The following is a 25,416-nucleotide window of genomic DNA, read 5'->3' as shown; positions in this document are numbered from 1 at the left end:
GCGGAACGGTGCGACTGAGGGACTGGACGATAGCGCTCAGCGAGCGACCCATCGGCCCGGGCCTCGGATGGACAGGAAACAGTGATGATCAGTGTTGATCTTACCGGCCGCCGCGCCCTCGTCACGGGCGCTTCGTCGGGCGTCGGAAGGCATGTCTCGCAAGTCCTTGCGCGTTCCGGCGCCCACGTCACGCTCGCAGCCCGGCGCATGGCTGCATTGGAGGAAACCGCCAGCCAGATTTCCAAGCATGGCGGCAACAGCGAGATCGTGCATCTGGATGTCACGGATGACGCCTCGGTCAGTGCGGCTCTCCCCGCAGACGCCCGCCCCTACGATATCGTTGTGAACAATGCGGGCGTTGCCCATGGCGGTGCGGCGCTCGACATAAGGCCGGACGAATGGGCGCGTGTCATCGACACGGACCTGAGCGGGGTCTTCCGTGTCGCTCAGACGGCCGCGAAACGGATGGTCGAGGCTGGCAGGGGTGGGACGATCGTCAACGTCGCCTCTATTGCCGGTTTGCGTGTTGCCGGTGGAGTGGCCGCATATGCAACCGCCAAGGCAGGCGTCATTCAGCTTACCCGCGCGCTTGCTCTGGAATGGGCGCGCCATGATATCCGCGTCAATTCGCTGTGTCCCGGTTACATAGAAACGGATCTCAACCGCGACTTTTTTGCCAGCGATGCCGGCAAGGCGATGATCCGTCGGATTCCGCAGCGCCGACTGGGACGGTTCGAGGACCTCGATGGCCCGCTCTTGCTGTTTGCCTCCGATGCCAGCCGGTTCATGACGGGCACCGAAATCGTCGTCGATGGCGGCCATCTGGTTTCCTCAATGTAAGGATCTGACAATGGACTTCACCATTTCCGCCGAAATCGAGGCGTACCGGACGAAAATCGCCCGGTTCGTCGAAGCTGAGATCATGCCTCTTGAAGAGCGCCGCGATGCCTATGACGAGCACGGCAACATCGCGCGCGATCACCTCGAGCGGCTGCGTGACAAGGCGCGGTCGGAAGGGCTCTGGTGCCTGCAACTGAAGAAGGAAACTGGCGGGCAGGGGCTCGGGAAGGTCGGCATGGCCGTTTGCTACGAGGAGATGAACCGCTCGATCTTCGGGCCCGTGGTCTTCAATTCCGCCGCGCCTGAAGACGGCAACATGATGGTGCTGGAAGAGGCGGCGACCGAGGCCCAGAAGAAGCGCTGGCTGAAGCCGATCGTGGAGGGAAAGGTGAGCTCGGCCTTCGCGATGACCGAACCGCATCCCGGCGCCGGCTCCGATCCTTCGATGATGCTGACGACGGCGAAACGCAACGGCGACAGATACATCATTCGCGGCCGCAAATGGTTCATCACCGGGGCTGAGAACGCGCAGCATTTCATTGTGATGGCGAAAACGTCGGACGACCCCCGCAAGGGTCTGACTGCGTTTCTTTTCGATCGCGACCGGCCGGGTTGGCGGATCGACAGGCGCATTCCGATCATGGGGCCTGAAGAACATGGCGGTCATTGCGAGCTGATCTTCGAAGATTTGGAAATCCCGGCCGAAGACGTGCTGATGGAGGAGGGCGACGGGCTGAAAGTGACGCAGATGCGACTTGGTCCGGCACGGTTGACCCATTGCATGCGCTGGCTCGGCCTGGCCAAACGCTCCGTCGAATTGGCCCGGGCCTATGCCGGCGAACGTTTCGGTTTCGGCCAGCGACTGTCGGAGCGCGAGAGCATCCGGATGATGCTTGGCGACCTTGCCATGCAGATCGAGATCGGCCGGCTTCTGGTTATGAAAGCGGCTTGGGAACTCGATCATGGCCGTTTTGCCCGCAAGGAAGTGTCCATGGCGAAGATCCATGTCGCCAACCTTCTTCACAAGGCCGCCGACACGGCAATCCAGATCAATGGAGCGCGTGGCTATTCCACCGATACGCCGCTCGAATGGATCTATCGCTACGCCCGTCAGGCGCGCCTCGTCGACGGGGCGGACGAGGTCCACAAGATGGTGCTCGACCGCCTTCTGCGGAAGGAAGGGCGCGGCTTCTGGCATTGGGACGCCGAAGGCGGCTGACAGCCCAAGGCAGGAGGAGACAGATGCGCAACGAACCACATCTTGCCCGCCGGGCAGCGAATTTTCAGCCGCTGAGCCCGGTGGCCTTTCTCGACCGGGCGCTTGCCGTTTATCCGGACAAACCGGCCGTCATCTGGCACGAGAGGACGTGGACATATGCGGGCTTCGCCGACATCGTGTCGCGCATGGCAACCTTCCTGAAGGCGCGCGGCGTCAAGGCCGGTGACGTGGTCTCGGTCATGGCGGCAAACAGGCCGGAGATGCTGGCCGCGCATTACGCCGTGCCGATGCTAGGCGCCGTGTTGAACACCATCAACACGCGCCTCGACGTAGCGGGCGTTGCCTATATCCTGAACCATGCCGAGAGTCGGGTTCTGATCGCCGATCCCCCGTGCGCGCAGCTTGCATGCAAGGCAGCGGCCGAGGCCGGTGTGGCCTTCGTCGAACTGGAAGCGCAGGAAGGCGATTTTCTTGGCGGCGACGCCGAACCCCTTGGGGACATTTTCGACAGCGTGTCGGACGAATGGCAGCCGCTCTGCGTCAACTACACCTCCGGCACGACCGGCGATCCGAAGGGCGTCGTCTACCATCATCGCGGCGCCTATCTGAATGCAATCGGCAATGTGCTGGCGCTGCGCCTGAACGATCGGTCGGTGTATTTGTGGACCCTGCCGATGTTTCACTGCAATGGCTGGTGCCACACATGGGCGGTCACGGCCGCCGGCGGCGTTCACGTCTGTCTCGACCGTGTCGACCCGGCCGACATATTCCGGGCCCTCGGTGAGCATGGCGTCACGCACATGGCCTGTGCGCCCGTCGTCCTCTACATGCTGCTCAATCATCCGGCGCGCGCGCGTTACAATTCGTCGCGTCGCGTTTTGACCGCGTCCGGCGGCGCGGCTCCCTCGGCGGCGCTGATCTCCGGACTTGAAGCGCTGGGTTTCGATTTCCACCATCTGTACGGGCTAACTGAGAGCTACGGACCGGTCACGCTTTGCGAAGTGCCACCCGAGGAGGCGGCAACGCTCGGCAGCGCGGAAAAGGCGGCACAACTCGCCCGGCAGGGAAGCCGGCATGCGACCGCGAATAGCATCCGCGTGATCGGGGACGATGGCGAGGAACTGCCGTGGGACGGCGTTTCGGTGGGCAAGATCACATTGAGGGGCAATACCTTGATGGCTGGGTACTATCGCGACGCGGAGGCGACCGAGAAGGCATTTGCCGATCATGCGTTTCATACCGGCGACCTGGCCGTGCGCTTCCCCAATGGCGAGATCGAGATCCGCGACCGCGCCAAGGACCTCATCATCTCCGGCGGCGAGAATATTTCCAGCCTCGAGGTCGAGAACGCGTTGCACCGTCATCCCGCCGTCCTGCTCGCGGCGGTGGTCGCCAAGGCCGACCCGAAATGGGGTGAAGTACCCTGCGCATTTGTCGAACTGAAGGATGGGGAGACCCTCGACGCCGAGGAACTGCGGCTGTTCTGTCGGGATCATCTGGCACACTACAAGGTGCCGAAGCACTTCGCATTTGGCGCACTGCCGCGCACGGCGACCGGGAAGATCCAGAAGTTCATCCTACGCGAACGCCTTGGTACCGGAGCGCGAGACTAAATGACGGACGCCGATTTCGACATCGCGGTACTGCGCGATTTCCTGGACAAGAGCTTTGGCAGGACAGACCGCTTCGAGTTGACGCGCATTGCAGGGGGGCAGTCCAATCCGACCTATTTCGTGAGCCATGGCGACGCCAGCATGGTGTTGCGCAAAAAGCCGAACGGTCCGATCCTGAAAGGCGCCCATGCGGTCGAGCGCGAGTATCGGGTGCTCGAAGCGCTGTATCCGGCGGGCGTGCCCGTCGCCCGGCCCATCCTTTTTCATGACAACCCGGCGCTTCTCGGGACGCCGTTTTATCTTATGGAGAAGGTCGAGGGACGGATATTCACCAATTGCTCAATGCCGGAGCTCCCGAGGGCAGAGCGTTGCGCGATATGGATGGGGCTTGCCGACGCGCTGGCGGCCATGCACTCGATCAGGCCGGCGGATGTGGGTCTTGAAGATTATGGCCGGCCAGGCAACTACTTCAAACGCCAGATCGACCGCTGGACCAAGCAGTGGCGCGGGTCGGAAAGCCCGCCGATTCCCGCGCTGGACAGACTGGTCGCGTGGCTGCCGGAGCATCTTCCGCCGGACGACGGCCAGATGACGCTGGCGCACGGCGACTTCCGCATCGGCAATATGATCTTCCATCCAAGCGAGCCGCGCGTTGTCGCGATCCTCGACTGGGAACTGTCGACGCTCGGACATCCGCTTGCCGATCTGGGCTTCTGTGTCATGCCATGGCATACGTCGCCGGACGAATATGGCGGCATTCTGGGGCTCGACCTGGACGTGCTTGGCCTGCCGGAAGAGAGCGAGTTCGTCGAGCGCTACATGGGCAGGATGCCCCACGCGGCCCCGCTGCGGCGGTTTCACAAGGTCTTTGCCCTGTTCCGCTTCGCCGTGATTTTCGTCGGCATTGCCGACCGCGCCCGCGGCGGAAACGCGGTCGACAAGCATGCCGCGGAACTGGGGCCGCTCGCTGAACGCTTTGCCATCAGAGCGCTGGACATCGCCGAAGCAAAGAGACGCGCTTGATCGCCGACATCGCGATGTCGCTGCTGATGGCGCGGTTTTCTAAAGCCGTTCCGCTTTTCGCGGAATCGCAGACCGGCCCTAATCTATCGTTTTGACGCGTTTCCGAGCGGCGAACCGGCTTCCACTTCGCCTGGAAACGCTCCAGGCGGGCGCGATCGCGGTTGCGGGAAGGTAAATGTGGCGCTGCGTCATATGTGCCGAGCACCAAAAATCGACACGCTGATCGACCGTTTCGAATTGAATCTTCAAGTCGACCGGCCGTATCAATGAACAATAAGCGTGTTTTTGACCGCATGCCTGTTCGTTTCAAACGGAGATTCGCATCGAATGCCGGTATCGGTGGCTAGAAGCCATCGCAGTAGTGATAAGGAAATACTATTAAATCAACCGCTATCTGATACCATTTTGTCTGTGACGAGCGCGCAAGATGCCACTTTACCAAAATTGATGGCTTGACGTTACTGACTCAACCCGGGGGGTGTCGCGCAACCGGCGCGGCTGCGTCGCGTGGGCGCGTCTGGTTGTTGTCGACGAGAGGCGGGCTAGGGCCAGGACGACGCGCGGCGATGGTTTTGCGCGGCGCGATCGGTTCGCAGAGACCGGACGGTTTCGTCAGCTCGTTTCCGGGGGGCGCCGCAGCCAGCCGCTCTCGAAATCAAGCGTTGCGCGGGTGAACGCTTCGACGTTGTCTATGAGCCGGTTGAGCCCTGTTCCGGCCGCCTCCGGGTCGCCCAGGGATATGGCTTTGGCGATCTCGGCATGCAGGCGGATCGTCTCGGAGAGATTGTCGTAATGCCGGTAATAGGCGAACCAGAACCTGCGAGAAAGCCCCTGGCTCAGCCGCATGGAGGCGGCGGCAAACTCGTTGCGGCCGACCTCGATGATCATTTCGTTGAACTGCCGGTCGAGATCCAGAAACGTCTCGCCGTCCTCCGCGATGGAGGCCCGCAACATCTCACTGGTTAAATTGGCGAAGCGGCGCTTCTCGACGTCGCTGGCCCGGCGCGCGGCCGATTCCACCACGAAGCGCTCCGCGACCCTGCGGAACTCGAGCAGACGAAGCTGCCGCATCACGTCGATCTCCGCGATCACCACGCCCCGCTTGGGCATGATAACGACAAGCCCTTCGCGACTTAACTCGCGAAGGGCCTCGCGTACGGGCGTACGGCCCATCGACAGATCCCGAGAAAGCGTGTTTTCCGACACGACCTCTCCGGGGAGAAGCTGGAGCGACACGATGCGCCGCTCCAGTTCCGCGTAGGCCTTCGCCATCTGGGTGCTGTTGGGTTCGTCCTTCACGCTCCGGGTCCTCTCATGGTCATTCATCTACGCGAAGAATTGCGCCTTTCGACAGAGGCTGCACGAGTTTCTGGTACATGGCCAGCCAGCCGCGTTCGCTGGTGCGCGGACGCTGCGGCAGGGCGTCAATCCTAGCGGCAAGCTCGTCGTTTGAAATCTCGAGCGTGATCGTTCGCGCCTCGAGGTCGATGGCAATCATGTCCGCGTCCTCGACCGCGGCCAACGGCCCGCGCTCGGCGGCTTCGGGCATGATCTGGCCGATGGTGATGCCGCTGTTCAGGCCGGAAAGCTCGCCGTCAGTGACGACGGCAACATCGGCGCCAAGACCGGCTCCCACCAGCGCCGCCATGAAAGACGCGGCAAAGACCGTGCCGGGTCCGCCCTTTGGGCCGAGCATTCTCAGGATGACGACCTTGCCGGCGCCGACCTGCCCGCTTTCGATGGCATCGATGGCATCGGCCTCGTTCTCGAAAACGATGGCCTGGCCGCGGAAGCGGCGAACGGAGGCAGGCACGGCCGAGAGCTTGACCACCGATCCGTCGGGGGCGAGATTGCCGCGCACGATGACCAGGCCCGGCTCAGTGCGAAACGGCGCGTCGAGCGGGCGGATGATCTGGGGATCGGGGGCAGGGCGGGCCGCGAGGTTTTCGGCCAGGGTCGCGCCGCTGACGGTTCGAACGCTGCCGTCAAGCGTCGGCAGCAACATGGCCATTGCCCCGGAGACGCCGCCGGCCGCAGCGAATTGCTCGATCCGGTCGGGGCCGTTGGGCCTGATCTGGGTGATCTGCGGCAGCTCGACCGCGGCTGCGAACTCGGCCAGGATATCGACGTCGCATTCGGCTTCGGCGGCGGTCGCCGTCAGGTGCCGAACCACATTGACCGAACAGCCGATCGACGTGGCGACCCGCACGGCGTTGCGGAAGGCCGCCGGCGTCAGGATGCTGCGGGGTCGGATATCCTGTTCGACCAAGGCGACGATCCGGGCGCCGGCTTTGCGGGCATAGGTGTCCAGCTCCGCCGAGCCGGCGCGAATCGGGGCGTTGCCGGGCAGGGCCATGCCAAGCGCTTCGGCCATGCAGTGCATGCTGTTGGCGGTTGCAAGGCCCGCGCACACGCCGGGACCGTTAATGGCGCTGCGCGTCATTTCCTTGAGTTCGCACAGCGTCATCTTCTTCGCCTTCACGGCGCCGACCGCCTTGTAGACTTCCTCGATGTCGTTGTCGCGTCCGCCGCAGTTGGACCCGAGCTGGAATCCGCAGGGCAGGATGATCGCGGGCACGTTCAGGCGTCCGGCGGCCATGAGATGGGCGGGCGTAGTCTTATCGCAGGAGGACAGCAATATCATGCCGTCCAGTTCCGCGCCCTCGACCTGGACTTCGATGTCGTTGACCAGAAGGTCGCGGCTGGGCATGAGGTAGCGGCCCTGCTTGCCGGCCGAGGTCACGAAATCGGACGGGGCGACGGTCCGGATCTCGAAGGGCAGCCCGCCTGCGTCGCGGATCGCCTTTTTGACCGTCTCGGCCACGGCGTCGAGATGCTGGAAGCAAACCGACAGGCCGGACGAGCTGTTGACGACGGCGATCTTGGGTTTGTCGAAATCCGCCTCGTCGATACCCATGGCGATCCATTGCGCCCTTCGGACGGCCCAGCGTGTGGTTCCGGGCGTGAAATTGCTGCGAAAGCTCATTGAAATCTCCTAGTTGCCGAGGCCGGCGCCATCCTGGTTCAGTAGGAGGCGCACATCGCGTCCGTCGATGGCGTGAACGGAAAGCCGGTCCCGCGCGGCGATGGTTGCGGCATGGCCGATGGCGTGCCCATATGAAAAACATTGCGCCGTGACGCGGGCCGAGGCGACGGCCTCGTGCTCGGCGGAAAGGCAGCGCCCCGCGGTCAGCAGGCCCTCCGACGCCGGGGGAACGAAACAGCCGAACGGGATCTCGTACCAATCCTCCAGCAGCCATTCCACGCGGGGCTTGTCGCCGCTGTGAAGCTCGATCGGCCAGGGCGAACGGGCGATCCCGTCGGCGAATTTGGCGCCGGTCACCACGTCGGCGTTCGTCAGCGTGGCTCGTCCGCGCACCTGTCGGGTCTGGCGAACGCCGACCTGCACGCCGGTATCGTTAACGACGGTGTTCTCACAACCCGCAAGCGTGTCGCGGAAGAAGCGCGCATATTCGCGAACCTGCCGGCGTCCCTGCACCTCGGCCTCGGAAAAATCCCGCCACAGCGTCGCGTTGAGTTCCCGGCCGTCCTCGCCGACGATGCGAGTACAGTTGCACATCAGCTCCGAGGGGCGCGTGGTCGGGAAAATCCAGATCTTACGACGGGGCAGGGAGTAGCCGTTGCCGTCGGCCTTCGCGATCAGCTCGCTGACCTCGACCGGCATGATGCTGTCGCTGCCGTAGGTGTTTTGGAACCTCGTCACGTCCGCGTTCAACATGCGGAAGACCATGGTTGGGTTCTGCACCGTGTGGCCGTCGCCCATATAGGTCTCCAGGCCGGCCATGGCCGAGAGCGCGCCGTCGCCGGTGGCGTCGACACATGTTTTCGCCCGGATTTCGAGCCTGCCCGTTACAGTGGAGACGAGGGCGCCTTCGAGCACCGGTCCTTCGCAGAGCGCGGCCAGAATCTCGGCGTGGTAGATGACGCGGACTCCGGCGTCGGACAGCAGCATATCGGCCGCTTCGCGCCAGATCAGCGGGTCGTGCACGCGCGTCCAGGTTTTGCCATACCGTATCGGATCGGTCAGCCCGCCCCGCTTTTCCATTTCGGCGATGAAGTCGTCGACGAAGCCGAAGACGACCTTCCGCGGCGCGCGGTCCGTGCGGTCCGTGGCCTCGTAAAGACCGCATACGGTTCCCGACAGGCCGGCCACGGCGCCGCCTCCGCAGAAGCCGTAGCGTTCGACCAGGACCACCGACGCGCCCGAACGCGCGGCGGTCACCGCGGCGGCGACGCCGGCCGCCCCTCCTCCGGCCACCAGAATGTCCGCGTCGATTCTCTCGACCGGTCTGCGATCCGCTTCGACCATTGATACGATCTCCTCTCAGGATTTCTCAGTTCGACATGCGCTCTGGTATGTTAGATGATTTTTCGTCAACATAATGTTTTTAAACAGAAATTATCTAATTGATAGGAAATATTGACAACTGACATATTACTAATATTCTACGGCTCGCCATCCCGTCAATGGTCGATTGGGCGCGCTGGAGCGTTCGGACGCCGACGACGCGGCGTTAATGATCTCTTTGGAGGAACCGATGAAACGCAGATCACTTTTGGGCGCGGCCCTGACCACTCCGGCACTTGCCATGGCCACCGCAGCGTCGCCGGCTCTGGCGCAGGACAAGATCACCCTTCGCATGGCGACCAGCTGGAGCGGCGGGTATACGATGGAACTGATGGCGAACGCCTATGCAGAGGAAGTCGCCCGCCTGACCGACGGCCGGATCACGATCGAAACCTATCCCGGGGGTACGCTGGGCTCGGCCCTGGAAGTGTCGGATCTCGTCCGCAACGGCGTGGCCGACATGGGGCATACGTGGATGGGCTACGACTGGGGCGAGGATCGCACGACGATCCTGTTCGGGGGCTTTGCCGGGTCCTTCGACAGCGAGCGGATGCTTCACTGGCTCTATGTCGGTGGCGGGCGCGAGCTGTGGCAGGAGTTCCGGGCCGACAAATTCGACCTCGTCTCGATGCCGCTGGGCATCCGCACGCCGGAAGTGTTCCTGCACTCCAACAAGCCGGTGCGCACGCTCGAGGATTTTCAGGGTCTGAAGTTGCGGACCGCCGGGGCGTGGCTGGAAATATCGTCCGAACTGGGCGCGGCGCCGGTTACCGCGCCGATGGGCGAGGTCTACACGATGCTCGAACGCGGGGTCGTGGACGCCGTCGAGTCCGGTAGCCTTGGCGAGAACCAGACCTCCGGTTTCCACCAGGTCGCGAAATACGTGATCCTGCCCGGCGCGCACCAGCCGGTGGCGCCTTTCGAGCTGGTGATCTCCCCCAGGGTCTGGGAAGGCTTTTCGGAAGCCGACCGCGCACTGCTTCAGGACGCGGCGCGTCTGGTGACGCTCGATTGCTGGATGACCTTCGGGCAGCGCGATGCCTTGGCGAAGACGTTCTACGAGGACGAGGGCAACGAGGTCATCGACCTTGCCCCCGAGGTGCAGAAAGCGATCTACCAGGCCGGTGCGGCCTATGCGGAGCGCAACGCTCAGGAAAATGAATGGTTTGCCCGCGTCTGGCAGAGCCAGAAAGAGTTCGATGCCTTGTGGCAGGGAGCCGAGCGGTATCGCAAGATCGAACGCTGAGGGTAATACAGTCGCAATGGCCGGCCCTATGGGCCGGCCATAATCGTTTTCTCATCGAGGCATTCATATGGATTTTGCCAACCGGAATTCGGGCTGGCCGGGCACGCTGGCCGCGCATCTGGACAGGGTGACGCTCTGGAGCGGCGCGGCGGCGGCGCTCTTATTTCTGCCGCTGGTGATCGTCACCGTGTGGGAGGTGATCGCCCGCAAGATTCTGGGCGTTCCGACAACGTGGACCTTCGAGCTCGGTTACATGCTGACCGGGACGTATTTTCTGCTCGGCGGGGCGGTCACGCTGATGCGCGGCGAACATGTGCGCATCGATCTCGTTTACAGCCAGTTCGGACCCCGGGGGCAAGCCGTCATCGACCTTGTCTTTCTGGCGGTTCTCTTTCTGCCGTTCTGCGTGCTGATCAGCCACGCCCTGTTCGACTACATGGCCGAGGCGTTCGCGTCCGGCCGCACGACCGGCAAGAGCGCATGGAACCCGCCCGCCTGGCCGTTCCGCGCCATCATGTTCGCCAGTTTCGTTCTCCTGGCGCTGCAGGTGGTCGCGAAGATCCTGCACGCCGTCGCGGTGCTGACGACGAAGGAGCGGGCGCGATGATGGAGCTGTTGCCCGTCCTTATGTTCGTTTGCCTGTTCGTGCTGATCTTCTGCGGCGTCCAGGTGGCCCTGGCCCTGATGGTGTCCGGCTTCGTCTTCGGGCTGATCGAGTTCGATTTCAACCTGCGGCCGATCCTGTTCCAGTTCACCCAGAAGATCGACGAGACCGCGTCGAACTTCGTTCTGGCGGCCGTGCCGCTGTTCGTCTTCATGGGCGCTGTGCTCGAGCGGTCCGGCATTGCCGAGCAGCTGTTCCGCGCCGTGCAGCTTTGGACCGGGCGGCTGCCGGGCGGGCTTGCCGTCGGCACGATCCTGATGAGCATCATCTTCGCCGCCTCGACCGGCGTGGTCGGCGCGACCGAAGCCGTCATCGGCCTGCTGGCCATCCCGCCGATGCTGCGCCAAGGCTACGACAAAAGCCTGATCAGCGGTACGATCTGCGCGGGCGGATCGCTGGGAACCATCATCCCGCCCTCGGTCGTCGTCATCATTCTCGGGCCGGTGGCCGATGTCTCGATCGGCGACCTGATGGTGGGGATGATCGTGCCCGGCTCGATCCTGGCCCTGCTTTACCTCGTCTACGTGGTGGGTGTCGCGGTGGTCCAGCCGCACAAGGCGCCGCGGCCGGATCCGTCCCTTGCCGATTCGATGCCGCTGATCGACAAGCTGTGGATCTCGCTCAAGGCCCTGATCCCGCCGCTTTTGATGATCTGCGCCGTGCTGGGAACGATTATCGCGGGCGTGGCCGCGCCGACCGAGGCTGCCGCCATCGGGGCCGTGGCCGCGGTCGTGCTGGCCGGATTTTATCGTACGCTCAGCCTGACGATGCTGAAGGATGCGGGCTGGCGGACGCTGATCGTGACGGCGATGATCATGTTCGTCCTGCTGGGCGGGTCGATGTTCACGGTCGCCTTCGGTTCGGTCGGCGGCATCACCCAGCTGCGCGGCGTGCTGGGCGATCTCGACGTCTCTCCGGCGGTCATGCTGGCGATCTTTCTCGGCATCGTCTTCGTCGCCGGGTTCTTCCTGGAGTGGATCTCGATCATTCTGATCTTCATCCCGATCTTCATGCCGTTCGTGCGCGATGCCGGGTTCGACCCGGTGTGGTTCTGCATGCTGATCCTGCTGATCGTCCAAACCAGCTACCTCACGCCGCCTCTGGCGCCCGCGATCTTCTATCTGCGCGGCATCGCACCGCCGGAGATGACGCTGACCGACATGTATCGCGGCGTCGTGCCGTTTCTGGTGCTGCAGGCAATCTGCCTGGCCATCATGGCGGCGTTCCCCGGACTGGCCACCTGGCTTCCGGGTGTCTTGTTGGGCTTCTGAGCACAGCGTTGACGACATTGTCGTCCGGGCGGTCGCGCCCGGACGATGCCGGCGGCGCGGATGCGCCGTGTGCGGATGGTCCTGCCAATTCGCTGATCTGGGCGACCTGACACAGGCAGGCGATGTTTCCGCTGCCTTGTCGCCCGCCCGTAAACGCCGCCACGACCGGCGCGCCGGGCACGACCGCCGGCGCGCCGGTCGAACTCACGCCGCGTTCGAGCCCTGACGGGCATCGCCCTCGTTGCAACCCTCATCGACATATCATTCGGCGGACAGAGTTTTTGCGTGTTTCTTCGACCTGGCCGGGCGGCGGCCCGGCTTGGTCGCGCCGCCATTTCGGGCTTTTCGACGGGATTGGGGCAAAAGGGGTTGCTTCCCGGCCAATTTGTAGTAACAAATTAATATGATCTTGAGCGCGGCGGGAGGACCGATGGTACGGGGATGGGGCGAGCTGTCGCGAAGCGAGCGCGCCTATGTCCTGCGCCATGCCGCGGCGCAGCTTCTTTTGTGGTCGGCCTTTTTCTACCTGTTCGCGGCGCTGTTGCCTCGGATCGGGGCTGCCTTCGGCGAAACCCCGATCGTCATGTCGGCGGCGCTGACCGGCGGGCTCCTGGCGTGGGCGCTGGCAGCGCCGTTCTGCGGCCGGCTGATCGACCGGGGCCACGGCCGGGCGCTGCTTGCCGGCGGGGCGCTTTGCGGCGCGGCGGCGCTGGTGCTGATCGCGGTGGCGCCAAGCTATCCGGTCTTCGTGGCGGGCATGCTCGTGCTCGGCCCGGCCATGGCGGCGACCCTCTACGATCCCTGTTTCGCGCTGGTGGTGCGCCGGTTTCCCAACCGCGCGCGCGCGCCGATCGCCGCCGTGACGCTGGTTGCGGGTCTGGCCTCGCTGGTGACCTTTCCGCTGGCCGCCGTGCTGGGCGCGGTCTTGGACTGGCGCGGCATCGTGCTTGTCTTTGCGACCGGAGCCGTTCTGGCAGCGCTTGCCCTGCCGGGCGAGGCGGAGGGCGTCGAGGCGCGCGAGCGCGTGGCCGCTCCGCCGCTTGCAGCCAGCCTGCGCGCGCGCACGCTTCTGATCGGCGCCAGTTTCGCAGCGCTGATCCTGTCGCACAGCATGCTGTTGTTTCACCTGCCGGCGGCGCTCGCCGGCCGGCCCGGCTTCGGCGCGTCGGCCCATCTGATCCTGGCGCTGATCGGTCCGGCGCAGATCGTCGGCCGGCTGGCGCTCGGCGCGATGCCGGGTGTGTCGAGCGTGCTTTTGTGCCGGGTCGTGTTCGTCTTCATGCTGGTGCCGCCGCTGCTTTTGCTGGCGGCGCCGGAATTGCCGGCGCTTGCGCTTGTCGCGGTGCTTTTGCAGGGCGCGGGTTTCGGCATCCACACCGTGCTGCGTCCGGAGACGGCCGAACGCCATCTCGGCAGCCGCGCCATCGGCCGGGCGCTCGGCGTCATCGCGATGATCGGCCTGTTGATGATGGCGCTCGGCCCGGCGCTCGGCGCGCTGGCGCAGGCCCGCTTCGGCTTTTCCGGGCTGTTGTGGCTGGCGCTTGCGGTCAACGCGGTCGGCCTTGGCCTGTTGATGAGGCTCGACCCGCCCGGCGCCGTGCCCACTATGGCGAGGCGATCATGAGCGGTGTGGTGGTGGCCGGCGGCGCGATGACGCCGTTCAACCGGCGCAAGGACGGCAGCGGATTGCGCGACTGGGCGCGCGCGGCCTTCTTCGACGCGTTGTCGGATGCGCGGCTGGAAGCGCGCGACATCGATGCGCTGGTGCTGGCCTCGGAAAGCGATTTCTTCACCCTGCAGCTCAATCCCGCAGCCCTGATCGCCGACGAGCTCGGACTTTTCGGCATCGCCGCGCAACGCGTCGAGGGCGGTGGCGCGTCGGGCCATCTGGCGGTTCACGCCGGCGCGGCCATGGTGATGGCGGCGCGCGCGCGTCGTGTCGCCGTGCTCGGCCTGGAGCCGTCGGCCTCGCACCTGCGGGGGGCCGCGGTCGGGGCGCTTTACGGCCTCTCCTTCGACGCCTGGACCGACGGTATGACCGGTATCGATTCGACCAGCCTCTACGCGCTGTCGGTGCAGGCCTTCATGGAGGAGACCGACGCCATAGAGGCCGATTTCGCCGCGATCGCGGCGCGCAACCGACAAAACGCGCGCGCCAATCCCAACGCCCATCTGCCGCTCGACATCGCAGCCGCCGACGTCGCCGCGTCGCCGGTGATCGCCCAGCCCTATCGCCGGCTCGACTGCTCGCCGCTCAGCGACGGCGCGGCCTGCGTGATCCTGGCCGGCGCGGCGGCGCTGCCGGATGTCGGGGCGGGACGGGCGCGGATCGCCGGCATGGGGGTCGCCAACGACCGGGTGCGGCTCGGCGAGCGGGCCCGGCCCGGGCGTTTCGAGGCCAAGGGCGTGGCGATGCGGCGCGCGCTCGCCGAAGCCGGCACGACGGTGGCCGAGATCGGTCTTGCCGAGATCTATGACAGCTATTCCGGCGCGCAGCTCCAGGCGCTCGACGGTCTCGGCCTGGCCGTGGACGTCGTCAGGGCCGAGCGCGAAGGCGTGTTTGCCGCCGAGGGCGCGCTGCCGGTCAATCTGTCGGGCGGCCTCCTCGGCCAGGGGGCGCCGGTCGGCGCGACCGGCGTGGCGCAGGTGCTGGCCTGCGCGCTGCAGCTGGAGGGGCGCTATTTCGGGCGCAGGGTGGCAACGCCGCCGCGCTATGCGCTCGCCGACACGCATGGCGGCGTGGCGACGCTGAACGCGGTCAGCATTCTGGAGGGCGCGCGATGAAATATCGGCTGACCCTCGACTACACAGTGCCGGAAGGGACGCTGGCGCCCTATTTCGACGCGCTTCGAGACGGGCGGGCGCTCGCCGCGCAGTGCACCTCGTGCGCAGCGACCAGCTTTCCGCCGCGGCCGATCTGCGGCGCGTGCGGCGGGCGCGAGATGGCCTGGCGGGCCTTGACGGGCCGGGCGCGGGTCGTGCGGCGCGCCGACACCGAAAACGGCGCGTTCGCGCTCGCCCGTTTCGACGGGGCCGACGGGCTGGCGACGGTGGCGCTCGTCAATCCCGCCCGACGACACGCCGCCGGGCGGCTGGCGCCGCCGCCCGACGCGCGGCCCGGCCTTTGGCTTTATCTGGAAAACGAGGACGACGATCATGCTTGATCAGTGGAGCGCCGAGGCGCTGGCCGGGATCGGCCTGAAGCGGGAGGGCGACGGGCTGGCGATCGACATTCCGGCCGACGCCAATATTTTCGCCATGACGGTCGGGCGCCATCTCGGCGCCGGCGCGCGTTCGCGCACGGCGATGGTGTTCGAACAGGCCGACGGCGAGACCGTCTCCTACAGTTTCGGCGACATCGACCGCGCGGCGACGGCGCTTGCTTCGCATCTGCGTACGCTCGGTTACGGGCGCGGCGACCTGATCGGCATCCATACCGGCATGCGGCCCGAAACCGCGATCGCGCATATGGCGGTCTGCAAGCTCGGCGGCACGGCGGTGACCCTGTCGCAGCTCTACGGTCCGGACGCGCTGGCGCATGCGCTCAACCATTGCGCGGCGCGCTGCCTGTTGACCACCGAGGCGGCCTGGGCGCCGTTGCGACAGGCGGCGGCGGACTTTTTCCCGGATCTCAACGACGTGCTGGTCAGCGGCGCGGCCGGCGGCGAGCCGGATCTCGCCGCCATCCTGGCGGGGCCGGCGCCCGAGGATTTCGAGCCCGCCTATACCGGCGCCGACGATCCGGCGTTGTTAATGTACACGTCCGGGTCGACCGGTATGCCGAAAGGCATTCTGCACGGCCACCGGGTGCTTGCCTCCTATCGGCCGTCGATCAATCTGTTCTTCAATCTGTCGCTGGGCGACGGGGACTCCGTCTTCTGGTCGCCCTCGGACTGGGCCTGGGTCGGGGGACTGCTCGACATGCTGTTTCCGGCCTGGCTCGCCGGCCGGCCGGTGGTCACGTCGGAGGCGCGGTTTTCGGCCGACTGGGCCTACCGGTTCATGGCGCGTCACAAGGTGACCCACACCTTCCTGGCGCCGACGGCGATCAAGCGCCTGGCGCAGACGGCCAAGCCGCGCGCCGAATACGATCTGGCGCTGCGGGTGATCTGCACCGGCGGCGAGGCGCTGGCGGCCGACACGCTCAACTGGGCCGAGACCCGGCTCGGCGTGGTCTGTAACGAGTTTTACGGCATGACCGAGGTCAATCATCTGATCGGCAATTGCGCGGCGCTTTACCCGCGCAAACCCGGCTCGATGGGCGTCGCCTATCCCGGCCATGTCGTGCGCCTGGTCGACGCGGAGGGCGGGGAGGTGGAAGATGGCGAGCCCGGCGAGATCGTCACGCCTGCCGGCGCGCCGACCCGCTTTCTCGGTTATCTGAACAACCCGGACAAGGAAGCCGAGTTGCGGCTTGGCCCGTGGATGCGCACGCACGATCTCGCGGTGCGCGATGCCGACGGCTATTTCTGGTACAAGGGCCGCTCCGACGATTTGATCAAATCTTCGGGTTTCCGCATCGGTCCGGCCGAGATCGAGGAATGCCTGCTTGCCCATCCGGCGGTCGCCGAGGCGGCGGTGATCGGCAAGCCGGACGCCGAGCGCGGCGCGATCGTCAAGGCCTTCGTCAGGCTGGCGGCCGGCCATGCCGGCGATGCCGCACTCGGCGAGAATCTGCGCGCGCATGTGCGCCAACGCCTGGCGCCCTACAAGGCGCCGCGCGAGATCGCCTATGTGGAGGCGTTCGAGATGACCTCGTCGGGCAAGATCAACCGCAAGGCGCTGCGCGCGGCAGAAGGCGGTTGACGTAACAAATTCGTTCATACTAATCTGTTCGTACATTTAGCCTTGGGGCATGTCGCAATGAAATTCGGAATCCACGCCGGACTTTGGATGCGGAGCTGGTCGGACGACCTGGCGCCGATCTTGGCGACAGCGGCCGATATCGGCTTCGACGGCGTCGAGCTCTCGCTTCTGGGCATCGGGCTCGATCGGGCCGCGGACCTACGGCGCCAGGCGCAGGCGCTCGGCCTGGAACTGACCTGTTCCACCGGTCTGGGCGCCGATGCCGATCCGACCTCCGACGATTCCGCGATGCGCGCGCGGGCCGAGGCGGTCATGGCCGAGGCGATCGCCACGACCCAGGCGCTCGGCGCGGCAAGCCTGGCCGGCGTGGTGGCGGCGCCGTGGGGTGTTTTCGAGCCGGCCCGCAAGGCCGACCGCGCCGCGCGCGCGGCCGAAACGCTCGGCCGTCTCGACGGCCGGCTGCGCGATGGCGGGGTGCGGCTCGGCATCGAGGCGGTAAACCGTTTCGAGACCGACCTGACCAACACCGCCGCCGAGGCCGGCGCAATCGCCGAAGCGACCGGTTCGGCCCAGATCGGCGTGCTGCTCGACACGTTTCACATGAATATCGAGGAAAAGGATCCGGCCGCCGCGATCCAGGCGACCGGCGACCGGCTTTTCCATTTCCACGTCTCCGACAATGATCGCGGCGTACCCGGATCGGGCCGCTACGATTTCGCCGCCAGCGCCGCGGCGCTGCGCGCCATCGGCTACCGGGGCTGGGTGACGGCGGAGATGTTCGTCGTGCCGGGCCATCCCACCAGCGCCGATCTCAACATCTGGCGCGCGATCGAGGCCGATCCGACAGAGGCCGCGCGCGCGGCGCTTTCCTTCATGAAGCGGGTGTTTTCATGAGCGCCGAGGCCTATTTCACCGCACTCGCCGCCCGTTTCGACGGGCTGGTCGAGCCGCTCAACACGCTCGACGCGGCGCTTGGCGACGGCGATCACGGCACGACGATGCGGCGCGGCCTCGTCAAGGCGGCCGCCGCCGGGTCCGGCTTGCGGGCCAAGGCGTTCATGCGTGCGTCCGGCGGGGCTTCCGGGACGTTGTTCGGGCTGATCCTGCACGAGATCGAACTGCATCTCGACGCGGGCACGCCGCTCGCCGACGGGCTGGCGCGGGCCGAGGCGCGCATTTGCGATCTCGGCCAGGTGGCCGAGGGCGACAAGAGCATGGTCGACGCGCTGGCGCCGGCGGTGCGCGCGCTTGCCCGCCGCGGTTCGCTGGCGCAGGCGGTGACTGCTGCGGCGGCCGGGCGCGAGGCCACGCGCGATCTGGCCGCGCGGCGCGGGCGGGCGCAATATGTCGAGGGCGGCGGCGTCGGTCATGTCGACCCCGGCGCGACCTCGGTTGTTCATCTGCTCGAGACGCTGGCCGAAACCGGAGACGTGTCGTGAAAAAGCTCTTCAACAGCGCCGAGCGCATGGTCGACGACATGATCGACGGCTATGTCGCGGCCTACCCGCAGGTTCGGCGCGGCGCGCAGGACACGCGGATCGTGGTCCGGGCGCGGCAGGTCAAGGACCCCGCCCGCAAGGTGGCGCTGCTGATCGGCAACGGGTCCGGGCACGAGCCGATCGCGATAGGCTTCGTCGGCGTGGGACTGCTCGACGCCAACGTGGTCGGCGACGTCTTTGCGGCGCCCTCGGCCGATCTGATCCTCGACGGCATTCGCGAAGTCGCCGGACCGGCCGGCGCCCTGCTTTTGATCTCGCAGCATTCGGGCGACATGATCAACGGCCGCGCGGCGGTGATGCTGGCTGAGGAAGAAGGGCTGAAGGTCCGCGCGCTGCCGATGTATGACGACATTTCCTCGGCGCCGCGCGACCGGCTGCACGACCGGCGCGGCGCGCCGGGCACGATGTTCATCTACAAGATCCTGGGCGCGGCGGCCGAACAGGGCATGGAGCTCGACGCGCTTGTCGCGCTCGGCGAAGCCGTTCGCGCGCGCACCGCGACGCTGGCCGCGGCGGTCGGGCCCGGCGTTTCGCCCCTGACCGGCAAGCCGATGTTTTGCCTGCCCGACGATGAAATCTATCTCGGCATGGGCGTGCACGGCGAACCCGGCATCGGCCGGGTCAAGGTCGGACCTGTGGACGCGCTTGTCGAGCGCATGGTCGCCGCGCTGCTCGCAGACCGGCCGATCGCCAAGGGCGCGAAGGCGGCTGTGATCGTCAACGGCATGGGCGGCACCACCTTGATGGAGCTCTTGACCATCTACCGCGAGACCCGCGCCGCGCTTACCCGGCGCGGCATCGACGCGGTCGCGCCGATGATCGGCTCCTACGTCACCACCCAGGAGATGGGCGGGTTTTCGATTTCGCTGCTGGAGCCCGACAAGCGCATGCTCGACTTGTGGTGCGCCCCCTCCGACAGCCCCTTCTTTCCACGTATCGAGGACCACTGCGCATGACCGCAACCGGATCTTTCCTGAAAAAGCCGATCTGCGGCGTGGCGATCGACCAGGGCAGCGGGCTGGAAAAGGCGCTGCGCGAGGCGCGCGGGCCGGCGGCGGCGCCGGACGATCTGTTCCGCTTCAAGCAGCTCGTGGTCGAGGCGCTCAGCGGCCAGGCGACGACCTTGCTGGTCGACGCCGCCCATGGGCGCGAGTTGTTGCCGCATTTCGCGCCGGGCTGCGAGAAAATGCTGGCCTTCGAGGCCGACGTCTACCGGATCTCCAACGAAGACCGGATCACCGTGCTGCCGGACAATCTAAGCGTTTCCGACTATCCCGGCCTCGGTGTGCGCGTGCTGAAGTTCTTTCTCTATTTCGGGCCGCGCGACCCGGCCGAAATCAACGAGAGGAAATTCGCCCTCGTCGCCGATATCGGCCGGCAATGCAGCGCGGCCGGGGTGACGTTCCTGTTCGAGCCGATCGTCTATGACCGGGCGGTGCCGGACGGCGCCTCGTCGGATTTTGCCGCCCTAAAACCTCAACTTGTGACCGAGGCGACACGTATTTTTGCCGATCCGCGCTTCGAAATCGACGTTTTGAAGGTCGAAGTCCCGGTAAATTTGAATTTTGTCGAGGGTTTTGGCGAACCGTCGATGAGCCGGGAGGACGCCGAGGCCGCGTTTCGCCGCGCCGCAGACGCCGCTGGCGACATTCCGATCGTCTATCTGAGCGCCGGGGTCACGTTCGAGCAGTTCGAGGGCGCGCTCGGCCTGGCGCGGGCGGCGGGCGTCGACATGGCCGGTTTCATGTGCGGGCGTGCGATCTGGAGCGACGCGATTGCCGTTTACGGCGCCGAGGGGCCGGAAGCGGCCGAAGCGTGGATGCGCGGACCGGGCCGCGAGCGGCTCGCGCGGCTGGCCGCCGTGGTGTCATGAACACAAGCCTTTCCCCGCTGCCACAGGTCGAGGCGTTCCTGGCGACGCCGCAGGGGGCGCGGATCGGCGACGCCCGCGTCGCGGCCGCGTCGCGGCTGGCGGTGGTCGACCCGTCGACGGAAGCGGTGATCGCAGAGGTCGCCGCCGGCGGCGTGGCCGAGATCGACGCCGCGGTCGAGGCCGCGCGCGCGGCCATGGCCGGCCCCTGGGGGCGGATGACGCCGCACGATCGCGGCCAGCTTCTGTGGCGGCTCGCCGAGGCGGTTGAGGCGCGCAGGGACGTTTTCGGCCAGCTCGACGCGCTCGACAACGGCAAACCGTTTGCGGTGGCGCGCGACGTCGACGCGGTCTATTCGGCCCGGCATTTTCGCTATTTCGCCGGCTGGCCGTCGAAGATCGAGGGTGCGACGGTTCCGGTCTCGGTGCCGGATCGTTTCAACTACACGCGTGTCGAGCCGGTCGGCGTGTGCGGGCTGATCACGCCGTGGAACTATCCGCTGCTGATGGCGGCGTGGAAGCTGGCGCCGGCGCTTGCCGCGGGTAATGCGGTCGTCCTGAAACCGGCCGAGCAGACGCCGCTCAGCGTACTTTATCTCGCCGACCTGGCGCTGGAGATCGGCTTCCCGCCGGGCGTGCTCAATGTCGTGCCGGGCCTGGGCCACGAGGCCGGCGCAGCGCTTGCCGCCCATCCAGGCGTCGGCAAGGTCGGCTTCACCGGCTCGACGGAAACCGGCCGGCGGATCGTCGAGGCTTCGGCCGGAAACCTGAAAAAGGTCTCGCTGGAACTCGGCGGCAAGGCGGCGAATATCCTTTTCGCCGATGCGGATCTGGAGCGCGCGATCCCCGGCGCTTTCTGGGCGCTATTTGGCAATAACGGCCAGTCATGCACCGCCGGCGCCCGGCTTTATGTCCATCAGACGATCCACGACAGGGTGGTGGACGGCCTGACGAAGCTGGCGAATGCGCTGTCGGTGGGACCGGGCATGGCAGAGCCCGGCCACGATCTGGGGCCCGTCATCTCGCACAAGCAGATGGACACGGTGCTTTCCTATGTCGAAGACGGCGTCGCCGCGGGGGCCGCGTGCGCGACCGGCGGGGTACGGCTTGATCGCTCCGGCTATTTCGTCGCGCCGACCATTTTGACCGGGGTTGCCGACGACATGCGGGTCGCGCGCGAGGAAATCTTCGGTCCGGTGTTGTGCGTGCTGCCTTTTGCCGATGAAGACGAGGTGCTGGCGCGCGCCAACGACACGATCTACGGGCTCGCCTCTGGACTGTGGACCCGCGATCTCGGACGCGCCAACCGGATGGCGGCGGCGCTGAAAGCCGGCACGATCTGGACCAATTGCTGGGGCGAAACCGATCCGGCCTCGCCATTCGGCGGCATGGGACAAAGCGGCTATGGCCGCGAGATGGGACGCGAGGCGATCGCGCTCTACAGCCAGACAAAGAGCGTTTGGCAATCCACACTGTGATCAATAGAGTCGGACAAATTGATCTTAATGCGGGTGGTGACGCCATGAACGACAAGCCGGGTCCGAAATACAAGCGCGTCTACGACACGCTGCGCAAGCGCCTGCAGGACGGCTATTATTCCGTCGGCACGCGCCTGCCGACCGAGGACGCGCTCGCCACCACGTTCGATGTCAGCCGCGTCACCGTGCGCCGCTCGCTCGACATGCTGGTGAGCGAAGGCTATCTCGTCGCGCGCCAAGGCAGCGGCTATCTGGTCGACACCTTGTCGCCGCCATCGAGCACCTGCCTGACCTCGTTCACGGATTCGGTGCTGAAAGAGGGCCGCGAGCCCGGCGCCAGGTTTATCGACATCACGTTTTTCGACGACGACGCGCCCGAGGCGATCAGCGACATGCTGGGCAATGCGGTGGTGTGCATCCGCAGGCTGCGCACCGTCGACGGCGAACCCAAAATGCTGGTCAATACCTGGCTGCCCACCGCACGGGTGGCAGGCATCTCAAAAGAGGATTTTCCCGAAACCGGGCAGGACCAGTCGATCCTGCGGGTCCTGTCCGGCCGTTTCGGCCTGGAGTGGAGCCGCGCCTGCGAGACGATCCGCTCCTGCGTCGCGTCCGACGAAATCGGGGCCTTCCTGAAGGTGCCGGTGCAGACGCCGCTGCTGGTCCAGGCCTGCACCGCCTTCGACGACGAACAGGGCACGGTGTTTTTCGAAGAGGTTTTCCGCAACACGCCGATCACCTTCAATCTCGGCGGCAGCCGGCGCCAGGAACAGCTCAGCTAACGCGGTTTTGATTTCATGGTTTCGGCGATGCCGCTCACTCTGCCCGTTTCATCGCCGCCTGGCCCGCAGCACCGGCGCGCGGTCATGAGGCCGTTCCACAGGGAAGCTCGTTTGCAATGCCGATAACCGTTGGTCTGATCCGGGCGTCGCTGCCCAGCTATTTTCCGGAGCGGCACGGCGTCTTCACCGAGGCCGTCGCCATGCTCGAGTCGTTTCTGGACGCGCTTGGCGCCCGCCTGGTCGTTGCGCCGGAGATCCCGATGGACGGCCGCGCCGCCCAGAAGGCGGTCGACCACTGCCTGGCGGAAGGGGCCGAGTTTCTGCTCCTGCTGCATGGCGGGTTTACGATGGGCGACGTCGCGCGCCAGATCGCCGTCGCGGGCGTGCCGATGGGCGTGTGGGCGACGCCGGAGCCGTGCCACGAAGGCGACATCCAGCTCAACAATTTCGTGTCGCTCAATATGAGCATGTCGATTGCGCGCGGCGTGCGCGACCTCGCCCGTGCTCCGGTGCAGTGGTATTTCGGCGCGCCCGGCGATCCCGCCCTGCAGTCCCGGCTCGGCCAGACGATCAGGGCGCTGTCGGCGCGCGCGGCGCTGCGGACGGCGCGCATCGGCGTCGTCGGCGGGCTGGCGCCGACTTTCTACAATATGGACGTTTCCATCAACACGCTGAAGGCGGAACTCGGGGTCGAAGTCGACCATATCCATATGCATCGCATGACGGCCGGCATGGCCGCGGCGGGCGAGGGCGCCGTCGCCGAGGAGGTCTCGCGCATGGCGGCGGCGGCCGATATTCGCGGTGTGTCTGATAAACAGATGGCGCTCACCGCGCGCGCCGTGCTGGCGCTGCGCGCGATCGCCCGCGACGGAGACTACGATGCGCTGGCGGTGTCGGACTGGCCGGCGCTGCAGGAGGCACCGGGCATGCATCCGGGCGCGGCCTTCAGCTGGCTGGAAGAGGTCGACAATCTGCCGGTCGCATCCGAGGGCGACGTGCTCGGCGCGGTGACCCAGCTCGCGGTTTCCGCCGCGACGGGGCGGGTGGGCTGCCTGCTCGACATGACATCGCCCGATCTCGACGCCGACCGCATCCTGATGTGGCATGGCGGCGGCGGGCCGCTTTACATGGCCAAGCAGCGCCCGGCGTGGATCAACCATCCGATGATCGGGCGCGGGACCGAGGCGGGCCCGTGTTTCGGCGCGATCGCCGACTACCAGTTCGCCGAGGGTCCGGTGACGATCCTGCGCGTCGCGCGAGACGGTCAGGCCCTGTTCGCGCTCGAGGCTGCCGTGCACGGCGCGCCGGAGAGCGGCTTTACCGGCTGTCGAGGATGGGTGGGCAGTTTCGCCGCGCCCGCGTCGGACAGGCCGCTCAGCGCTCACGACGTCGTCACAACGGTCATGGAACACGGGCTCGAACATCATTTCGTTCTCGTTGCGGGATGCTGGGCGCAGGTGTTCGAAGAGTTCGCCGCCTGGGGCGCGCTCGCGCGGCTCAGGCCTATCCGCGCTTACACCGGTTTGCCGGCCTGAAAACAGTTTGTCAGCCGCCTCGGGAAATGCCCGAACCCGGTTGACACAGTCGCGTGATTAGAATTAATTTGTATTAACAAATTGGTTGGATGCGGTAGAGCCAGGGAGGAGACCGGCGCTTGACGAAGGTGCAGCTCAGCGGTGTGCGTAAGGTCTTTGGCACCTTCACCGCCATCGAGAATATCGATCTGACGATCGAATCCGGTGAGTTGGTCGCGCTGCTCGGGCCCTCGGGCTGCGGCAAGACCACCACTTTGCGCATGGTCGCGGGGCTTGAAGCGCCGACCAGCGGCGAGATCATGTTCGACGATCAGGACGTGTCGCATCTGCCGGTGCAGGACCGCAATGTCGGCATGGTGTTTCAGCGCTATGCGCTGTTTCCGCACATGACGGTGGAAAAAAACGTCGCCTTCGGACTGAGCGTGCGCAAGGTGCCCAAGGCGGAAATCGAAGAACGGCTCGCCGAGATCCTCGACGTCGTTCAGCTCGGCGGGTTTCGGCATCGGTTTCCCGCCCAGCTTTCCGGCGGCCAGATGCAGCGCGTGGCGATCGCGCGCACGCTGATCACCAAGCCGTCGGTGCTGATGATGGACGAGCCGCTGGCCAATCTCGACACCAAGCTCAGGGGCGAGATGCGGCGCTTCATTCGCGATCTCCAGCAGCGTTTCGGCATCACCACGATTTTCGTCACCCACGACCAGGTCGAGGCGATGGAACTGGCCGACCGGGTGGCGGTGATTTTCGACGGGCATCTCGCCCAGTACGACACGCCCGACACGCTTTACCGACAGCCGCGCTCGACCGACGTTGCCGACTTCATGGGGGCGAGCAATCTGTTTGCCGCCCGGCTTGCCGCGCCCGACCGTGCCGAAACGGCCTTCGGCACGCTCAAGGTCTCGCCGCGCGCGGATTTGCGGACCGGCGAGGAGATCGACGTGGTGCTGCGCGAGGAGGCGATCGACATGCTCGAGCGGCCCGACGCGGCGACCCACCAGGCGCTGTCCGGCGAGATCGTGGCGCGCGACTTTTTCGGCGCCAACGTGAACTACACGGTGGCGTGCGGCGAGGCGCGCCTATCCGTCAGCGAGCAGTCGCGCCGGCTTGTCGATGTCGGCAGCACCGTGTGGCTCGACATTGCGCCGGACCGGATCTGGCTGATGCCCAGACGAACGATCCAAACCGAGACTTGATTGCACCAACG

General features: G+C 66.0%; 22 protein-coding genes. 19 read left to right on the top strand and 3 right to left on the bottom strand.

All coding sequences use genetic code 11. The features are described from left to right. Positions 1-84 precede the first annotated feature (84 nt). From ACT2B0_RS16155 to ACT2B0_RS16140, 4 genes are read left to right on the top strand one after another with little or no spacing between them, the layout of a single operon-like run. Complete coding sequence (locus ACT2B0_RS16155; RefSeq protein ID WP_473459209.1) at positions 85-840, top strand: SDR family NAD(P)-dependent oxidoreductase; 756 nt, start codon at positions 85-87, stop codon at positions 838-840. A gap of 10 nt (positions 841-850) precedes the next feature. Next, positions 851-2,059 carry an acyl-CoA dehydrogenase family protein gene (locus ACT2B0_RS16150; RefSeq protein WP_473466039.1) on the top strand — a complete coding sequence of 403 codons (1,209 nt, stop codon included), beginning with the start codon at positions 851-853 and terminating at the stop codon, positions 2,057-2,059. A 23-nt stretch (positions 2,060-2,082) separates the two neighbouring features. After that, positions 2,083-3,672: an AMP-binding protein gene (locus ACT2B0_RS16145; RefSeq protein ID WP_481658412.1), complete on the top strand. Its 1,590-nt coding sequence runs from the start codon at positions 2,083-2,085 to the stop codon at positions 3,670-3,672. Continuing rightward, the gene (locus ACT2B0_RS16140) at positions 3,673-4,695 is read left to right on the top strand and encodes a phosphotransferase family protein (protein WP_473459205.1); all 1,023 of its coding nucleotides are present in this window, start codon (positions 3,673-3,675) and stop codon (positions 4,693-4,695) included. 612 nt (positions 4,696-5,307) lie between these two features. Here the strand turns inward: ACT2B0_RS16140 and ACT2B0_RS16135 are convergent. The 3 genes from ACT2B0_RS16135 to ACT2B0_RS16125 are packed head-to-tail and all read right to left on the bottom strand — an operon-like array spanning position 5,308 to position 9,025. Continuing rightward, a complete protein-coding gene (locus ACT2B0_RS16135) occupies positions 5,308-5,994 on the bottom strand; it encodes a GntR family transcriptional regulator (RefSeq protein ID WP_473459203.1) in 687 nt (228 codons plus the stop codon). A 19-nt stretch (positions 5,995-6,013) separates the two neighbouring features. Next, complete coding sequence (gene ilvD / locus ACT2B0_RS16130; RefSeq protein WP_473459201.1) at positions 6,014-7,681, bottom strand: dihydroxy-acid dehydratase; 1,668 nt, start codon at positions 7,679-7,681, stop codon at positions 6,014-6,016. A 9-nt stretch (positions 7,682-7,690) separates the two neighbouring features. Beyond that, positions 7,691-9,025: an FAD-dependent oxidoreductase gene (locus ACT2B0_RS16125; RefSeq protein ID WP_473459199.1), complete on the bottom strand. Its 1,335-nt coding sequence runs from the start codon at positions 9,023-9,025 to the stop codon at positions 7,691-7,693. Between the two features lie 229 nt (positions 9,026-9,254). Between ACT2B0_RS16125 and dctP the strand changes: the two genes are divergently transcribed. The 15 genes from dctP (at position 9,255) to ACT2B0_RS16050 (ending at position 25,405) form a co-directional block, all read left to right on the top strand. Next, positions 9,255-10,310: a TRAP transporter substrate-binding protein DctP gene (dctP, locus tag ACT2B0_RS16120; RefSeq protein WP_473459197.1), complete on the top strand. Its 1,056-nt coding sequence runs from the start codon at positions 9,255-9,257 to the stop codon at positions 10,308-10,310. Between the two features lie 67 nt (positions 10,311-10,377). Beyond that, positions 10,378-10,917, top strand: coding sequence for a TRAP transporter small permease subunit (locus ACT2B0_RS16115; protein WP_473459195.1), 540 nt, complete (start codon positions 10,378-10,380; stop codon positions 10,915-10,917). Then, positions 10,914-12,245, top strand: coding sequence for a TRAP transporter large permease (locus ACT2B0_RS16110; RefSeq protein ID WP_473459193.1), 1,332 nt, complete (start codon positions 10,914-10,916; stop codon positions 12,243-12,245). The genes ACT2B0_RS16115 and ACT2B0_RS16110 overlap by 4 nt, the downstream gene beginning before the upstream one ends. Positions 12,246-12,675: 430 nt before the next feature. Then, positions 12,676-13,869 (top strand): MFS transporter, encoded by a 1,194-nt coding sequence (locus ACT2B0_RS16105; protein ID WP_473459191.1) that lies wholly within the window; start codon positions 12,676-12,678, stop codon positions 13,867-13,869. Then, positions 13,866-15,029 (top strand): thiolase family protein, encoded by a 1,164-nt coding sequence (locus ACT2B0_RS16100; RefSeq protein ID WP_473459189.1) that lies wholly within the window; start codon positions 13,866-13,868, stop codon positions 15,027-15,029. Before ACT2B0_RS16105 ends, ACT2B0_RS16100 begins: the two co-directional genes overlap by 4 nt. After that, positions 15,026-15,409 carry a Zn-ribbon domain-containing OB-fold protein gene (locus ACT2B0_RS16095; protein WP_473459187.1) on the top strand — a complete coding sequence of 128 codons (384 nt, stop codon included), beginning with the start codon at positions 15,026-15,028 and terminating at the stop codon, positions 15,407-15,409. The genes ACT2B0_RS16100 and ACT2B0_RS16095 overlap by 4 nt, the downstream gene beginning before the upstream one ends. Beyond that, positions 15,402-17,051 (top strand): acetate--CoA ligase, encoded by a 1,650-nt coding sequence (locus ACT2B0_RS16090; protein ID WP_473459185.1) that lies wholly within the window; start codon positions 15,402-15,404, stop codon positions 17,049-17,051. Before ACT2B0_RS16095 ends, ACT2B0_RS16090 begins: the two co-directional genes overlap by 8 nt. Before the next feature lie 57 nt (positions 17,052-17,108). After that, positions 17,109-17,945 carry a sugar phosphate isomerase/epimerase family protein gene (locus ACT2B0_RS16085; RefSeq protein ID WP_473459183.1) on the top strand — a complete coding sequence of 279 codons (837 nt, stop codon included), beginning with the start codon at positions 17,109-17,111 and terminating at the stop codon, positions 17,943-17,945. After that, positions 17,942-18,490 carry a DAK2 domain-containing protein gene (locus tag ACT2B0_RS16080; RefSeq protein WP_473459181.1) on the top strand — a complete coding sequence of 183 codons (549 nt, stop codon included), beginning with the start codon at positions 17,942-17,944 and terminating at the stop codon, positions 18,488-18,490. The genes ACT2B0_RS16085 and ACT2B0_RS16080 overlap by 4 nt, the downstream gene beginning before the upstream one ends. Continuing rightward, positions 18,487-19,506 carry a dihydroxyacetone kinase subunit DhaK gene (locus ACT2B0_RS16075; protein WP_473459179.1) on the top strand — a complete coding sequence of 340 codons (1,020 nt, stop codon included), beginning with the start codon at positions 18,487-18,489 and terminating at the stop codon, positions 19,504-19,506. Before ACT2B0_RS16080 ends, ACT2B0_RS16075 begins: the two co-directional genes overlap by 4 nt. Continuing rightward, on the top strand, positions 19,503-20,423 hold the full coding sequence (locus ACT2B0_RS16070; RefSeq protein ID WP_473459177.1) for a tagatose 1,6-diphosphate aldolase: 921 nt from the start codon (positions 19,503-19,505) through the stop codon (positions 20,421-20,423). The genes ACT2B0_RS16075 and ACT2B0_RS16070 overlap by 4 nt, the downstream gene beginning before the upstream one ends. Continuing rightward, on the top strand, positions 20,420-21,898 hold the full coding sequence (locus tag ACT2B0_RS16065) for an aldehyde dehydrogenase family protein (protein WP_473459175.1): 1,479 nt from the start codon (positions 20,420-20,422) through the stop codon (positions 21,896-21,898). The genes ACT2B0_RS16070 and ACT2B0_RS16065 overlap by 4 nt, the downstream gene beginning before the upstream one ends. 44 nt (positions 21,899-21,942) lie before the next feature. Continuing rightward, a complete protein-coding gene (locus ACT2B0_RS16060; RefSeq protein ID WP_473459173.1) occupies positions 21,943-22,680 on the top strand; it encodes a GntR family transcriptional regulator in 738 nt (245 codons plus the stop codon). A 116-nt stretch (positions 22,681-22,796) separates the two neighbouring features. Beyond that, positions 22,797-24,215 carry an L-fucose/L-arabinose isomerase family protein gene (locus tag ACT2B0_RS16055; RefSeq protein WP_473459171.1) on the top strand — a complete coding sequence of 473 codons (1,419 nt, stop codon included), beginning with the start codon at positions 22,797-22,799 and terminating at the stop codon, positions 24,213-24,215. A 128-nt stretch (positions 24,216-24,343) separates the two neighbouring features. Continuing rightward, on the top strand, positions 24,344-25,405 hold the full coding sequence (locus ACT2B0_RS16050; protein ID WP_473466036.1) for an ABC transporter ATP-binding protein: 1,062 nt from the start codon (positions 24,344-24,346) through the stop codon (positions 25,403-25,405). Positions 25,406-25,416 lie beyond the last annotated feature (11 nt).

Source organism: Nitratireductor sp. J20-h4, assembly GCF_056780505.1.
The sequence above is the reverse complement of the archived record's forward strand: the minus strand, read 5'-3'. Positions and strand labels throughout refer to the sequence as shown.

Bases quoted from the DNA above. Each gene is read 5' to 3' on its own strand.
- ACT2B0_RS16155 (WP_473459209.1), top strand. From the start codon at position 85: ATGATCAGTGTTGATCTTACCGGCCGCCGCGCCCTCGTCACGGGCGCT.
- ACT2B0_RS16150 (WP_473466039.1), top strand. From the start codon at position 851: ATGGACTTCACCATTTCCGCCGAAATCGAGGCGTACCGGACGAAAATC.
- ACT2B0_RS16145 (WP_481658412.1), top strand. From the start codon at position 2,083: ATGCGCAACGAACCACATCTTGCCCGCCGGGCAGCGAATTTTCAGCCG.
- ACT2B0_RS16140 (WP_473459205.1), top strand. From the start codon at position 3,673: ATGACGGACGCCGATTTCGACATCGCGGTACTGCGCGATTTCCTGGAC.
- ilvD (WP_473459201.1), bottom strand. From the start codon at position 7,681: ATGAGCTTTCGCAGCAATTTCACGCCCGGAACCACACGCTGGGCCGTC.
- ACT2B0_RS16125 (WP_473459199.1), bottom strand. From the start codon at position 9,025: ATGGTCGAAGCGGATCGCAGACCGGTCGAGAGAATCGACGCGGACATT.
- dctP (WP_473459197.1), top strand. From the start codon at position 9,255: ATGAAACGCAGATCACTTTTGGGCGCGGCCCTGACCACTCCGGCACTT.
- ACT2B0_RS16115 (WP_473459195.1), top strand. From the start codon at position 10,378: ATGGATTTTGCCAACCGGAATTCGGGCTGGCCGGGCACGCTGGCCGCG.
- ACT2B0_RS16110 (WP_473459193.1), top strand. From the start codon at position 10,914: ATGATGGAGCTGTTGCCCGTCCTTATGTTCGTTTGCCTGTTCGTGCTG.
- ACT2B0_RS16105 (WP_473459191.1), top strand. From the start codon at position 12,676: ATGGTACGGGGATGGGGCGAGCTGTCGCGAAGCGAGCGCGCCTATGTC.
- ACT2B0_RS16100 (WP_473459189.1), top strand. From the start codon at position 13,866: ATGAGCGGTGTGGTGGTGGCCGGCGGCGCGATGACGCCGTTCAACCGG.
- ACT2B0_RS16095 (WP_473459187.1), top strand. From the start codon at position 15,026: ATGAAATATCGGCTGACCCTCGACTACACAGTGCCGGAAGGGACGCTG.
- ACT2B0_RS16090 (WP_473459185.1), top strand. From the start codon at position 15,402: ATGCTTGATCAGTGGAGCGCCGAGGCGCTGGCCGGGATCGGCCTGAAG.
- ACT2B0_RS16085 (WP_473459183.1), top strand. From the start codon at position 17,109: ATGAAATTCGGAATCCACGCCGGACTTTGGATGCGGAGCTGGTCGGAC.
- ACT2B0_RS16080 (WP_473459181.1), top strand. From the start codon at position 17,942: ATGAGCGCCGAGGCCTATTTCACCGCACTCGCCGCCCGTTTCGACGGG.
- ACT2B0_RS16070 (WP_473459177.1), top strand. From the start codon at position 19,503: ATGACCGCAACCGGATCTTTCCTGAAAAAGCCGATCTGCGGCGTGGCG.
- ACT2B0_RS16065 (WP_473459175.1), top strand. From the start codon at position 20,420: ATGAACACAAGCCTTTCCCCGCTGCCACAGGTCGAGGCGTTCCTGGCG.
- ACT2B0_RS16060 (WP_473459173.1), top strand. From the start codon at position 21,943: ATGAACGACAAGCCGGGTCCGAAATACAAGCGCGTCTACGACACGCTG.
- ACT2B0_RS16055 (WP_473459171.1), top strand. From the start codon at position 22,797: ATGCCGATAACCGTTGGTCTGATCCGGGCGTCGCTGCCCAGCTATTTT.